This window comes from Sphingomicrobium aquimarinum, assembly GCF_039655735.1.
GTDB lineage: Bacteria > Pseudomonadota > Alphaproteobacteria > Sphingomonadales > Sphingomonadaceae > Sphingomicrobium > Sphingomicrobium aquimarinum.
In genome coordinates this window covers 136,805-150,556 of record NZ_JBBYXH010000001.1, presented here as the reverse complement: position 1 = coordinate 150,556, position 13,752 = coordinate 136,805, and the positions used below count along the sequence as shown (strand labels likewise).

General features: G+C 65.0%; 12 protein-coding genes. 7 read left to right on the top strand and 5 right to left on the bottom strand.

Features of this window, described 5'->3' with window-relative positions:
- Position 1: 1 nt before the first annotated feature.
- A complete protein-coding gene (gene trpS, locus WJS89_RS00815; RefSeq protein WP_346339037.1) occupies positions 2-1,000 on the top strand; it encodes a tryptophan--tRNA ligase in 999 nt (332 codons plus the stop codon).
- A gap of 116 nt (positions 1,001-1,116) precedes the next feature.
- On the top strand, positions 1,117-1,803 hold the full coding sequence (locus tag WJS89_RS00810) for a DUF4136 domain-containing protein (protein WP_346339036.1): 687 nt from the start codon (positions 1,117-1,119) through the stop codon (positions 1,801-1,803).
- 87 nt (positions 1,804-1,890) lie between these two features.
- On the opposite strand, the gene WJS89_RS00805 is transcribed toward WJS89_RS00810, so the two are convergent.
- The 4 genes from WJS89_RS00805 to mutM form a co-directional block, all read right to left on the bottom strand.
- Positions 1,891-3,303, bottom strand: coding sequence for a PAS domain S-box protein (locus WJS89_RS00805; RefSeq protein ID WP_346339035.1), 1,413 nt, complete (start codon positions 3,301-3,303; stop codon positions 1,891-1,893).
- A 158-nt stretch (positions 3,304-3,461) separates the two neighbouring features.
- Positions 3,462-4,877, bottom strand: coding sequence for a chromosomal replication initiator protein DnaA (gene dnaA / locus WJS89_RS00800; RefSeq protein WP_431993439.1), 1,416 nt, complete (start codon positions 4,875-4,877; stop codon positions 3,462-3,464).
- A 398-nt stretch (positions 4,878-5,275) separates the two neighbouring features.
- Complete coding sequence (gene rpsT / locus WJS89_RS00795; RefSeq protein WP_346339034.1) at positions 5,276-5,539, bottom strand: 30S ribosomal protein S20; 264 nt, start codon at positions 5,537-5,539, stop codon at positions 5,276-5,278.
- A 123-nt stretch (positions 5,540-5,662) separates the two neighbouring features.
- A complete protein-coding gene (gene mutM, locus WJS89_RS00790; RefSeq protein ID WP_346339033.1) occupies positions 5,663-6,475 on the bottom strand; it encodes a bifunctional DNA-formamidopyrimidine glycosylase/DNA-(apurinic or apyrimidinic site) lyase in 813 nt (270 codons plus the stop codon).
- 61 nt (positions 6,476-6,536) lie between these two features.
- Between mutM and WJS89_RS00785 the strand changes: the two genes are divergently transcribed.
- Genes WJS89_RS00785 through WJS89_RS00765 form a run of 5 tightly spaced genes read left to right on the top strand, consistent with a single transcriptional unit; the run spans position 6,537 to position 11,188 of the window.
- On the top strand, positions 6,537-7,271 hold the full coding sequence (locus WJS89_RS00785) for a class I SAM-dependent methyltransferase (protein WP_346339032.1): 735 nt from the start codon (positions 6,537-6,539) through the stop codon (positions 7,269-7,271).
- A gap of 11 nt (positions 7,272-7,282) precedes the next feature.
- Entirely contained in the window at positions 7,283-8,812 is a 1,530-nt protein-coding gene (gene ubiB / locus WJS89_RS00780) for a 2-polyprenylphenol 6-hydroxylase (protein ID WP_346339031.1), read from the top strand.
- Complete coding sequence (coaBC, locus tag WJS89_RS00775; RefSeq protein ID WP_346339030.1) at positions 8,812-10,011, top strand: bifunctional phosphopantothenoylcysteine decarboxylase/phosphopantothenate--cysteine ligase CoaBC; 1,200 nt, start codon at positions 8,812-8,814, stop codon at positions 10,009-10,011. The genes ubiB and coaBC overlap by 1 nt, the downstream gene beginning before the upstream one ends.
- The gene (dut, locus tag WJS89_RS00770; protein WP_346339029.1) at positions 10,008-10,451 is read left to right on the top strand and encodes a dUTP diphosphatase; all 444 of its coding nucleotides are present in this window, start codon (positions 10,008-10,010) and stop codon (positions 10,449-10,451) included. The genes coaBC and dut overlap by 4 nt, the downstream gene beginning before the upstream one ends.
- Positions 10,448-11,188 (top strand): HesA/MoeB/ThiF family protein, encoded by a 741-nt coding sequence (locus WJS89_RS00765; protein ID WP_346339028.1) that lies wholly within the window; start codon positions 10,448-10,450, stop codon positions 11,186-11,188. The genes dut and WJS89_RS00765 overlap by 4 nt, the downstream gene beginning before the upstream one ends.
- On the opposite strand, the gene topA is transcribed toward WJS89_RS00765, so the two are convergent.
- Positions 11,185-13,698, bottom strand: coding sequence for a type I DNA topoisomerase (topA, locus tag WJS89_RS00760; RefSeq protein ID WP_346339027.1), 2,514 nt, complete (start codon positions 13,696-13,698; stop codon positions 11,185-11,187). The two genes, WJS89_RS00765 and topA, sit on opposite strands and share 4 nt — an antisense overlap.
- Between the last annotated feature and the right edge of the window lie 54 nt (positions 13,699-13,752).

The window sequence follows — 13,752 nt, the reverse complement described above, 5'->3', positions numbered from 1 at the left end:
CATGCGTGTCATGTCGGGCATCCAGCCCACCGGAAATCTTCATCTCGGTAATCTGCTCGGCGCGATCCTGCGCTGGCGCGACATGCAGGACGATCCGGGCGAACGCTTCTTCTTCATCGTCGATCTGCACGCCATCACCGTCGACATCGATCCCGACCAGCTGCGCTCCAACACGCGCGAGATGGCGGCCGCCCTGCTCGCCAGCGGGATCGACCCCGATCGCTCGGTCCTGGTCGCCCAGTCCGACGTTCCCGCGCATGCCGAGCTGCAATGGCTGCTGTCGTGCACCGCGCGGATGGGCTGGCTCAACCGGATGACGCAGTTCAAGGCGAAATCGGGCAAGAACCGGGAAAATGCCAGCGTCGGACTCTTCACCTATCCGGTGCTGCAGGCCGCCGACGTCCTTCTTTACCAGGCAACCCACGTGCCCGTTGGCGAGGACCAGAAGCAGCATATCGAGTTGGCGCGCGACATCGCGGAGAGCTTCAACCATCGTGCGGGCGAGGAGATCTTCACCGTGCCGCAGCCCTATATCGGGGCCGGACGGGCAGCGCGGGTCATGTCGCTCCGCGATGCGTCGAACAAGATGTCGAAGTCCGATCCCTCGGACATGAGCCGCATTAACCTCCTCGACGACGACGATGCGATCCGCACCAAGATCAAGAAGGCCCGCACCGATCCCGAACCCTTGCCCGACACGCCCGAGGGTCTCGAGGGCCGCGCCGAGGCGGCGAACCTCGTCGGCATCATGGCGGCCGTACAGAACCGCAGCGAGGAAGACGTGCTCGCCGACTTCGCCGGACAGGGCTTCGGCCAGTTCAAACCCGCGCTCGGCGAAGCGCTCGTCCACCTCATCGCACCCATCCGCGAGCGTCTGACCGCCTGGCGCGCCGATCGGGCCCGCCTCGACTCGGTGCTCGACCAAGGGGCGCAAAAGGCGCGCGACACCGCGCAGCCGACACTCGAGAAGGCCTATCGCGCCCTGGGCCTAAGGCGCTGACTTGAAACGTTAATTCAACGTCGTCTACCCGACGTTATCGCTTCATGCGGTGTTCAGTGCGACTTGTGCTATAAGGCGCGCAATCGATCACACCCCAAGGGAGCCCGAGAAGTATTATGCGTAAGCTCATCAAAGCCGCGGCCGCCAGCACCGCGCTCCTTGGCCTGGCCGGCTGCGCGACGGGAGGTTTTCCCGCGCAGGTGAGCCGCTTCCAGGCCATGCCCGCCCCTACAGGCGAAAGTTTCTACATCGTGTCGAAGGAAACCGGCGATGCCGGAGGCCTCGAATTCTCGCGTTATGCGACGATGATCGCGAGTGAACTTGCCGAGGAAGGCTATAGCGCCGCCGCCTCGCCCGACGCCGCCACCATGCTCGTCGAAGTGGGCTACGACGTCGACGATGGACGCCAGCGTATCGTCACCGATCCGTTCGGCGGACGCTACGGCTTCGGTCCCGCCTACGGCCGTCTCGGTTACGGCTACGGACGGATCGGCTATCCTTATCATCGCGCCCTCTTCGCGCGCCGGTACTTCGGCCCGCGCCTCGGCTTCTCCTGGGGCTGGGACGATCCCTTCTGGTACGGTCGTAGCGGCGTTCGCGTCTACGACGAGTATCGCTCGCGGCTTGACGTCGACATCCGTCGCACCGCTGACAATCAGGCGATCTTCGAAGGGACCGCGCTTGCGCGCAGCCGCACCGACAATCTCGGTACGCTCGTGCCCAATCTCATCGAGGCGATGTTCACCGATTTCCCGGGCCGCAATGGCGAGACCGTTCGGATCACCGTCAAGCCCGAAGACTAGGGTCTCGCATCCTTTCCATGACAAGAAGCCCGCCCGGAGCGATCCGAGGCGGGCTTTTTCATGCCGCGATCCGCTGGGACCCGCGCGTCAGGCCGCCGCGGCGTCCTGGATGCTCTCGAGCGGCGCTTCCATGCACCAGTGGAAGCCTTCGGTGCGGTAGGACGCCCTCACCTTCGCATTCATGACGCTTGCTGGATTGCGCTGCGTAAGGATCGTGCCGAAACCCGTTTCCAGCGGCTCTCGAACCGGTGGCCCGTCGCGCTCGCTCCACTCGACCAACAAGCGGGGCGCCCCCTCGTCGTCGAGTACCTTCCAACGAATGCAGACCGAGCCTCCGCCTTGCGACAGGGAGCCATATTTGATGGCATTGGTCGCCAGTTCGTGAATGACCAGCCCGAGCGCTTCGGCAGCTACCGGGCGCAGGATCAGCGCCGTCCGGGGGCCGTCATATTCGATCCTGTCGCCATAGACCTCCGAGATGAAGTCGAGCTGGAAATCGAGCACGTCGCGTACCGACGCGCCGCGCCATCCGCGCTTGATGAGCAGGTCCTGATTGCTGGCGAGCGCGGCGATACGCCGTTCCAGCGAGGTCACGAACGCGGGATCGACATCTTTCGCAGTGCGATGGACGATCGACTGGAGCACCGCGAGCATGTTCTTGGCGCGATGATTGACCTCGCGCATCAAGACCTCGATCTGCTCTTCGTGCTCGCGCTGCTGCGTGACGTCGGTATTGGTACCGAAATAGAGCTTCACGTCGCCCTTCTCGTCGCGCACCGGAAGCGCGCGCGACAGGAACCAGCGATAATCGCCATTGGCACCGCGCAGGGGGAATGTGTCTTCCCAAGCTTCCTGAACGTCGATCGCAGCCTTAAATCGCTCGCGCACGGCGTCGATATGGTCGGGGTGATGAACCTTTTGCCAGCCCCACCCTTCCATCTCGTCGAAAGTGGTGCCCGTGAAATCGTACCAGCGCTGATTATACCAGAATATCGAGCCGTCGCGGTCTGCCATCCAGGCAAGCTGCGGAATATTGTCGGCGAGCGCGCGAAAGCGTTCTTCGGTTTCGGCAGCATCCCGCTCGCTGTCGATCTGGGGACGAAGGTCGCTGACGATCTTCGAGGCTCCGATGACGTCGCCAGCTTCGTCGAGGACGGGCGACACCGTGATCGCGACCGGCACGAGTTTCCCAGCCTTGGAGAGGCGTTGCGTTTTGAACCGCGGCACCTGCTCGCCCGCGCGGACACGCTTAAGGATCTCGTCTTCCTCGCTCTGGAGATCTTCGGGGATGAGCCGCCGAATCGACTCGCCCACCATCTCCTCCGCGCTCCATCCGAAGATACGTTTGGCCGCGGGGTTCCACGATCGCACGATCCCGTCGAGATCCTTCGACACGATCCCGTCGAAGCTCGATTGCACGATCGCGGCAAGATGAGAGTCGGCCAAGGCGCCGCCCGGCGACGACACCGTGAAGCTGTTGCTCTCAGTCTCGGTCGACATCGCAAATACCCGTTCGCTGCGAGAGATCGTCAAGTGCGCCCCCGGCAGACGAATGCAGACGATGCGGTTGGGTTCCGTGCGAGTGCCGGCTGCCGCGGAAATGAAGTGGCGGTCGGTTCTTTACCGCCGCACGACGAAGCTTCGGAAAGGGAACGCGCCTAGTTTTCGAGCGAGCGCTGGAGCATCCGGATATCGGCGTCCAGTTCCGCATCCGCCGCGCGCAGGCTCTCGATCCGCTTCACCGCGTGGATGACCGTCGTATGGTCGCGCCCACCGAAGCGCCGCCCGATGTCGGGCAGGCTCTTGGGGGTCAGCTGCTTTGAAAGATACATCGCCACCTGGCGCGGCCGCGCAACCTCGCGCGCGCGGCGGGCACTGGTCATCTCGGCCTTGCGGATGGAGAAATGCGCCGCGACCCGCGTCTGGATCTCGTCGATCGAGATGCGCCGCTGGTTCGCACGCAGCACATTGGCGAGCACTTCCTCGACAAATGGCACGTCGATCGTCTTGCCCGTCATCATGGCATAGGCCGCAATGCGGTTCAGCGCCCCCTCCAGCTCGCGGATCGAATTGGTGATCCGCCGTGCGAGGAAGTCGATCACGTCGGCGGGCATCTCCACGCCGGTCAGCTGGTCGAGCTTGGCGCGAAGGATGTTCAAGCGAAGCTCGTAATCCGCCGCATTGATGTCGGCGACCAGCCCCCACGACAGGCGCGACAGGATCCGCGGCTCGATACCGTCGAGATCCTGGGGCGCGCGGTCGGAAGTGATGACGAGCCGCCGCCCGGCAGTGATGATCTCGTTCATCGTGTGGAAGAATTCTTCCTGCGTCGACTCCTTGCCGGCGATGAACTGGACATCGTCCACAAGCAGCAGGTCTGCCGAGCGCAAGCGGTTCTTGAAGGCGAACGTGTCGTTCTCACGCAGCGCGGTCACGAACTCGACCATGAACTTTTCCGCCGACATCGACACGACCAGCGCATCGGGGTGGTTGGCGAGGAATTGCTGTCCGATGGCATGCAACAGGTGCGTTTTGCCGCGCCCCGTGCCGCCGTGGATGAAGAGCGGGTTGAAGGTCGCGCGGTCGGCATCGGCGAGCGTACGCGCGGCCGTCGCCGCCACTTCGTTCGCCTTGCCGACGATGAAATGGTCGAACGTCTGGCGATTGTCGAAATTGGGACGCGGATGCTTGGGCGCCGCGCTGACGGGCGGCACATCGGGAGCGGGCGATGGCTTCGACTCGAGCACGAGGATCCCGGTCGGGCGCGGCGCGCCCTGGGCCGCGACGATGCGGACCTCGCGAACGACCGGCAGCAGATGCCGCCACGCCAGCGCGATTCGGTCGCCGAAATGCGACTTGACCCAATCGGCCATGAACTTGGAGGGCATCAGGATGTCGAGCGCCCCGCTCTCGGGATCGAACCCTCCAAGCTCGCTCGGCTTGATCCACCCGTCGAAAGTGCGCGCGCCCAAGTCCTTGCGAAGGCCGGCGCGAATGTCGTTCCACGCGGCGTCGAACGGTGCTTCCACCTGCCCCCCGTCGCCCGAACGCACAGCTTCGCCCTCGCCTTGCACTTGCTCGCGTCTCCTCGTCTGTGTGCGTCGGACAAAACGGCTCTGTTACGCGCGGCGCACCTTCGTGCCCGCGGCGCCTGTGGCTACCGTCTCTGCCCTGCCCCCCGGGGGCGGAATCGCCGCCGGAGAAGCTGTTCTAAAGCTCGAAACGCATCGCGTTCAAGGGCGGTTTTTTCATTTGCGTGAAATAAATAGTATTGACAGCGCAAAGCCGCGAAAAATCCAAAATCCCCAGAAATCCGTGAGTTTTCGATATGCCTCCACAACGGTCGGGAGGCGAATCGCGGGAAAGCCTAGACTTTTTTCTGTCGTCAAAACGAAACCGATTCCGGTCGAACGCAAAACGGGCCGCCCAGCATCCCGGACGGCCCGTCATCTTGTCTCAGGTTAAGACAGGTCTAGGCGAGCGCCGCGACCCGCTTCGACAGGCGGCTCATCTTACGAGCGGCCGTATTCTTGTGCATCACACCCTTGGCGACACCGCGCGCGATCTCAGGCTGCGCGGCACGCAGCGCCTTCTGCGCCTCGTCCTGCTTGCCTTCCTCGATTGCCGCTTCGACCTGCTTGATGAAGGTGCGGATGCGGCTGACGCGCGCGCCGTTGATTTCGGAACGACGTTCGTTGCGACGGATGCGCTTACGTGCTTGCGGCGAATTCGCCATAGATAAAGACCTCGGTTTTCGTTCTGCTATAAAAAGAAACGGCGCCCGGCCCGTAAACGAGCCTGCACCGGCATGGCCGCTCCCTTACAAATCGCGCCGCGATCCGTCAAGCAGATCGCGCGTCTATCGCTGGCAGTGCGGACAATAAAAGGTCGAGCGCCCGCCCTGCACCCGGCGCCGCACCACCCCACCGCAACGCGTGCAATCCTCGCCCTCGCGTCCGTAGACGTCGAACTGCTTCGAGAAATAGCCAAGCTCGCCGTCGGGCCGGGCATAGTCGCGCAAGGTCGATCCTCCTGCGGCGATCGCCTCCTGCAGCACCGCGGAGATCGTCTCCGCCAGCCGCTCGATCCGAGCCTTGCCCACGCTCCCCGCGCGACGTCCCGGCGCGATCCCGGCGCGGAACAGGGCCTCGCATACGTAGATATTGCCCAGCCCCGCGAGCACCCGCTGGTCGAGCAACGCCAGCTTGATCGCGACTTTCTTGCCCGCCAGCCGCGCGCGCAACTCGGTCGTATCGACTTTCGGCAATGGCTCCGGCCCCATCCCCGCAAATCCCGCGAAGTCCGCCTCCGCCTCGCTGCGCACCAGGTCCACAGACCCGAACCGCCGGGGGTCGTTGAGCGCCACGCGCCGCCCCGCACCCGTTTCCAGCACAAGATGGTCGTGCGCGCCCAGATCCTCAGGGTCGATCCGCCACCGCCCGCTCATCCCCAGATGGAAGATCATCGTGTCGCCGCGGTCCGTCCGCACCAGCCCGTATTTCGCCCGCCGCGCCAGCTCGGTTACCCGCGCGCCCGTCAGCGCCTGCCCCAGTCCTTCCGGAAACGGCCGCCGCAGATCCGCGCGCCGCAAGTCGACACGCGCAATCCGCTCGCCCTCCAGTAGGGGGGCCAGACCGCGAACGGTCGTTTCGACTTCGGGAAGCTCGGGCATGGTCGGTTGAGCAGTTAAGACCCGTTCCCCCTGCCCTCAACCCCTGCTAGGCCTTCCCGCCATGACGCAAGACAAAGTCTGGTTCGGCGATACCGCCGTGGACCCTGCCGAAAAAACCCGCCGCGTCGGCGACGTCTTTACGTCGGTCGCCGCGCGCTACGACGTGATGAACGACCTCATGAGCGGCGGCCTGCACCGCCTCTGGAAGGACCGTTTCGTCGCGCGGGTCAAGCCGCGCCCGGGCGAGGCGATCCTCGATATGGCGGGCGGCACCGGGGATATCGCCTTTCGCATGGCGCGCAAGGGCGCCGACGTCACGGTCGCCGACATCAACCCCGACATGCTCGAGGTCGGCCGCCAGCGCGCCGCCAAACGCGGCCTCGACGGCCTCGCCTGGCGCGTCGAGAATGCCGAGGCGTTGACCACCCCCGACGCCGCCTTCGACGCCTACACCATCGCCTTCGGCATCCGGAACGTCACCGACATTCCCGCCGCGCTGCGCGAGGCTCACCGCACCTTGAAGCGCGGCGGCCGCTTCTATTGCCTCGAATTCTCGACCAGCGAATGGCCGGGCTTCGGCACTGCCTACGACGTCTATTCGGAGAATGTCATTCCCAAGGTCGGCAAGGCCGTCACGGGCGATGCCGACAGCTATCAATATCTGGTCGAATCGATCCGCCGCTTCCCGCGCATGCCCGCGTTCGAAGCGATGATCGCCGATGCGGGTTTTGCCAGTACCGGTCACACCCCGATCCTCGGCGGCCTCGTCGCCATCCACTGGGGCTGGAAGGTCTAGACCCAGGTATCATGGCTTCCCGCCTCACCCACCTCTTCCGCATCCTGCGCTGGGGCCGAACGCTCGCCCGCCACGGTGCGCTGCGCGGCATCGAGCGCGATCCGTTGACCCCACCGCACGTCAAGCGCGTCTTGCGTCTGGCCCGCTTCGGCCTGAAACAGCCCAAGACCGCCAATTATGCCGCCGCCTTCCAGGAGATCGGCCCCGCGGCGATCAAGCTCGGCCAGGCGCTCGCCACTCGCCCCGACCTCGTCGGCGAGGAGGCGGCCGAAAACCTTCTTTTCCTTCAGGACGACCTGCCACCTGCTCCCTTCGGCAAGATCCGCGCGCAGGTGGAAGCCTCGCTCGGCGCCCCGCTCGACCAGCTTTTCGCCGAGTTCGACGAAACGCCCGTCGGTGCTGCCTCCATCGCGCAGGTTCACCGGGCCGTCACCACCGAAGGCGCCACCGTCGCGGTCAAGGTGTTGCGCCCCGGTATCGAGGACATGTTCGCCGACGCATTGGAAACCTACGAATGGGCCGCCGCGCAACTCGAAGGCTTCGGTGGCGAAGCCCAGCGCCTGCGCCCCCGCCAGGTGATCGCCCAGTTCAAGCAATGGACCCGCCGCGAGCTCGACTTCCAGCGCGAGGCCGCCAGCGCGTCCGAACTCAGGGAGAATATGATCGCCGAAGCCGGCTTCTACGTCCCCGAGATCGACTGGCGCCGCACCTCGCGCCGAGTCCTCACGATGGAGTGGCTCGAAGGCACCAAGCTCACCAAGCGCCAGCAGCTCCTCGACAAGGGCCATGACGTCCAGCAACTCGCGCAGATCCTCATCCGCGCCTTCCTGCGCCAAGCGGTGGTCGACGGTTTTTTCCACGCCGATCTGCACCAGGGCAACCTTATCGCCCTGGAAGACGGGCGCCTCGCCGCAGTCGATTTCGGCATCATGGGCCGCATCGACCGGCAGGCGCGGCTCTGGCTCGCGGAGATCCTCTACGGCCTCATCACCGGCAACTACCGCCGCGTCGCCGAAATCCATTTCGAAGCGCAATACGTCCCCGCCCACCACAGCGTCGAGGAGTTCGCCACTGCACTGCGCGCCGTCGGCGAGCCCATCCGCGGGCTTCCGGTGAAGGACATCTCGATCGGACAGATGCTCGAAGGCCTTTTCTCGATCACCCGCGACTTCGACATGGCCACACAGCCCCACCTTCTGCTGCTGCAGAAGACGATGGTGATGGAAGAGGGCGTCGTCGTCAGCCTCGATCCCGACATCAACATGTGGGAAGCCGCCGAGCCGTTCCTCAAGGAATGGATGCGCACCGAACTCGGCCCCGAAGTGCTCATCGCCGACAAACTGACCGCCTTCCGGCGCACTCTCCAGCGCCTCCCCCACCTCATTGACAAGATAGACGCCAGCTATCCCGAAAAAGGCGGCGCTCCCCCCATGGCCCCGCTGCCCGAGATCAAGGTCATCGAACGGCCGAACGTGGGCGCTTACATCCTCACCGCGCTGATCGCGGGCGCGGCGGGGGCGGGATTGGTGGCGATTCTCTGATGGCCCGCCTGCTGCTCATCATCGGCGGAGGAATCGCCGCCTACAAGACTGCCGAACTGGTTCGCGCCGTCCGCAAAGAGGGGCATGACGTCACGCCGGTCCTCACCAACGGCGCCCGGCATTTCGTTACCCCGATGAGCCTCGCCGCGCTCGCGGAAAGCCCCGTCTACACCAGCCTGTGGGACCTCAAGGACGAGGTCGAGATGGGGCACATCGAATTGAGCCGTGCTGCCGACCATGTCCTCATCTGTCCGGCCACTGCCGACCTTATCGCCAAGATGGCCGCAGGGCTCGCCACCGACCTTGCCACCACGCTCCTGCTGGCCACCGACAAACCCGTTACTGTGGCCCCTGCGATGAACGTCCGCATGTGGCTGCATCCCGCCACCCAGCGCAACGTCGCGCAGCTCCGAGCCGACGGCATCACCGTGCTTGAGCCCGACGAAGGTGCCATGGCCTGCGGCGAATTCGGCCCGGGTCGGCTGCCCGGCGTCGACGACATTCTCGCCGCTCTGCCCTTCGGCTCCGCAGCAAAACGCGTCGAACCCTCCGCGCCGCCTGTCGGCAAGCTCGCCGGCAAGCATATCCTCATCACCGCCGGCCCGACCCACGAGCCGATCGACCCCGTCCGACTCATCGCCAACCGTTCCTCGGGCAAGCAAGGCTTCGCCATCGCTCATGCCGCCGCCGCTGCCGGTGCCCGCGTCACGCTCGTCGCCGGTCCCGTCCGCCTCGACACTCCGCCCGGCGTTGCCCGGATCGACGTCGAGACCGCGCAGCAAATGCACGACGCCGTCATGGCCGCGATTCCCGCCGACGCCGCTATTCTCGTCGCCGCAGTTGCCGACTGGCGTGTCGAGCAAAGCCCCATCAAGCTGAAGAAAGGCGGCGGCCCGCCCCATCTTACTTTCGTGCCCAACCCCGACATCCTCGCCGCGCTCGGCGACCATCCGAACCGACCGGCCCTACTGGTCGGCTTCGCTGCAGAGACGAACGATGTCGTCGACAACGCCACGTCCAAGCGCCAGCGCAAGAAGGCCGACTGGATCCTCGCCAACGACGTTTCGGGAGACGTCATGGGCGGCGATCACAATCGCATCCGCCTCGTCACCGAAGAGGGCGCCGACGACTGGGGCGACATGACCAAGAAGCGCGTTGCGCAGACCCTCGTCGAAAGAATTGCGGAAAAGCTGACATGACCATTTCGATCCAGTTGAAACGCCTCCCCCACGGTGAGGGCCTTCCCCTCCCCGCCTACGCCACCGATGGCGCGGCGGGGATGGACGTGGTCAGCGCCGAGGACGTCACGATTGCTTCCGGCCAGCGCCATGCCGTCGCCACCGGCCTCTCGGTCGCTATCCCCCAAGGTTACGAGATCCAGGTCCGGCCCCGGTCGGGCCTCGCCTTCAAGCATGGCATTACCGTGCCCAACACGCCCGGCACGATCGACAGCGACTATCGCGGCGAACTTAAAGTGCTGCTCATCAACCATGGTCCGGACGACTTCGACATCAAGCGCGGCGACCGCGTCGCCCAACTCGTCCCTGCCGCGGTGACGAGAGCGACGTTCGATGAAGTCGAGACGCTCGATGAAACCCAGCGCGGCGAAGGTGGGTTCGGCAGCACGGGCACCAAGTGACCCTCAGCGACGACGAACTCGACCGCTACGCCCGCCACATCGTTCTCCCGCAGATCGGTGGTGTCGGACAGAAAAGGCTGAAGGCGGCGCGCGTCGCCCTAATCGGCGCCGGTGGGATCGGATCGGGTGCACTGCCCGCCTTGGTCGGGGCGGGCATCGGTCACATCACGCTCGTCGACGATGATGCCGTCAGCCTCGCCAACCTCCAGCGCCAGCCGCTTTTCACCACCGCCGATGTCGGCAGCGGCAAGGCCGCGCTGGCCCGCCGCTTCGCCGAAGCACGCAACCCGCACGTCACCCTCGACGCTCACGCCACGAAACTGACCGCCGACAATGCCGCCGATCTGCTCCACCAACATGATCTCGTCATCGACGGCACCGACAATTTCATGACCCGCCTCATCGTCAGCGACACGGCGGTGAAGCTCGGCGTGCCCCTCATCAGCGCTGCCGCGCAGCAACTCCAAGGGCAGATCGGACTGTGGCGCGCTCGGCCCTGCTACCGCTGTTTCGTCGGCGACGCCTTTGATGCGGAGGACTGCGACACGTGCGCCGAGACCGGCGTCGTCGGCGCGCTCACCGGCATGGTCGGCAACATGGCCGCATTGATGGCCATCCGCTTCCTATGCAGCATCGGTAACGAGGACGCTGGAACGCTCCACCTCTACGACGGCCTCCAGAACCGCTGGAAGCCGATCCAAATTCCCGCCGATGAAGCGTGCGCTGCCTGTAGCTAGCTCTTCTTCTTCGCCGCAGCCTTCTTCTTGGGCGCCGCCTTCTTCTTGGCCGGTACCTTGCGTTTCTTCTTCGCCGGACCCTTGGCCGCCCGCTCGTCGATCAGCTGCACCGCCTGTTCGAGCGTGACGTCCTTCGGCTCCGTTCCCCTCGGAAGCGTCGCGTTGGTCGTCCCGTCGGTAACGTAGGGGCCGTAGCGCCCGTCCATCACCTTCACGTCTTCCTCGTTGACCGGATGTTTCCCGAGAACCACAAGCGGTTCCCGCTTCCCACGCTGACCGCGCTGCCCCTTGCTCGCCGCCGCTTCCGCAAGCTTGGCGACCGCCGCATTCATGCCCGTCTCGAACACCTCGTCGGTCGACGACAGCCGAGCATAGTTTCCATCGTGCAGCAGATAGGGCCCGTAACGACCGATCGATGCGGAGATCATGTTCCCCGTTTCCGGATGCGCGCCGATCTCGCGCGGTAGGGACAGGAGCTTCTTCGCCCATTCGACATCGATGTCGTCGGCTTTCATGTCGCGCGGAATGGAGGCGCGCTTCTTCTCCCCGTCGACTTCCTGCTCGACATAGGGGCCAAAGCGCCCGACCTTGAGCTCGATCCCTTCGCCGATCTCGCTCGGTCCAGGGTTCGCCGCTTCACCGCGCACGCCGAAGGGGCGCGTGTAATCGCATTCGGGATGGTTCTCGCAGCCGATGAAGGCACCGAACTTGCCGCCCTTCAGCGCCAGTCTACCGCCATCTTTGGGGCATTTGCGCGGATCCTCCCCCTCTTCCGTCTGCGGGAAGAGATAGGGCTCGAGAAACTGGTCGAGCGCGACGGTGATGTCGCTCGGCTTCTGCTCCATCACTTCGCCCGCCTTGGGCTTGAAGTCGCGCCAGAAGGCCTCGAGCATCGCCTGCCAGCCCATCCGACCACCGGACACGTCGTCCAATTCTTCCTCGAGCTCGGCCGTATAATCGTAGCTCACGTAGCGCTCGAAGAAGCGTTCGAGGAACGCCGTCACCAGTCGGCCGCTCTCCTCCGGCAGGAAGCGCTTCTGGTCGAGCGTGACATAGTCGCGGTCCTTCAGCGTCTGCAGCGTCGCCGCATAGGTCGATGGCCGACCGATGCCGAGTTCTTCCAGCCGCTTGACAAGGCTCGCCTCGGAGAAGCGCGGCGGGGGCTGCGTGAAATGCTGCGTCGCCGTGACCTCGCGCTTGGCAGGCGCATCGCCCTCGCGCAGCAGCGGCATCTTGCCGCCGTCCTCGTCGTCCGAGCGGTCGTCGCGCCCTTCTTCGTAGAGCGCGAGGAAGCCGGGGAATTTCACGACCTGCCCCGTCGCACGAAGCGTGGCGCGCCCCGCACCGTCCGACAATTCGACCGTCGTCCGCTCGAGCCGCGCGGCCGCCATCTGGCTCGCCATCGCGCGGTTGTAGATGAGCGTGTACAGCTTTGCCGCATCGCCCGAGCCTGCGCGATCCTTGCGGAAGTTCACCGGTCGGATCGCCTCGTGCGCTTCCTGCGCATTCTTGGCCTTGGATTTGTATTGGCGCGGTTTGTCGGGGAGGTAGCCCGCATCGTAGCGGTCCGCGATCGCGTGCCGCGCCGCGGACAACGCCTCGCCCGCCATCGTGACGCCGTCGGTCCGCATGTAGGTGATCGCGCCGGCCTCGTAGAGTCCCTGCGCCAGGCTCATCGTGTGGCTCGCGGAATAGCCCAGCTTGCGTGCGGCTTCCTGCTGTAGCGTCGACGTGGTGAAGGGCGGCGGCGGATTGCGCGTCAGCGGCTTCTGCTCGACGCTCTCGACCGAGAAGTCGCCGCCCTCGATCACCGCCTTGGCGGCATCGGCCTCGGCCTTGGATCCGATCGTCAGCCGGTCGATCTTCTTCTCGTCGAGCTTGACGAGCCGCGCGTCGAACGCCGTTCCGCCCTGCTCGAAGGTCGCGCCGACCTGCCAATATTCCTGCGGCTTGAAGACCTCGATCTCGCGTTCCCGATCGACGATCAGACGCAGCGCGACCGACTGGACACGCCCCGCCGAGCGCGCGCCCGGCAATTTGCGCCACAGGATCGGCGACAGGGTGAAGCCGACAAGATAATCAAGCGCACGGCGCGCGCGATAGGCATCGATCAGATCGTCATCGAGACCGCGCGGCGCGGCCATCGCTTCGGTGACCGCGCTTTTGGTGATCTGGTTGAAGGTGACGCGCTTGGTATCTTCCGGCAGCGCCTTCTTCTTCGCCAGATATTCCTGGACGTGCCAGCTGATCGCTTCACCCTCGCGGTCAGGGTCGGTCGCGAGAATGAGCGTGTCGGCATTCTTCGCCGCCTCGGTAATGGCCTTCAATTGCTTGGCCTTGTCCGAATTGTTGGACCATTTCATCGCAAAGCCCGCATCGGGATCGACCGATCCATCCTTGGGCGGGAGGTCGCGCACATGGCCGTAGCTGGCGAGCACCTTGTGCCCCGAGCCGAGATACTTCTCGATGGTTTTGGCCTTGGCGGGCGATTCGACGATAACGAGTTTCATAATTTTAAGCGGCTTCCCCATGGGCCCTACACGTACGCGCGATGGTGCGGCGGC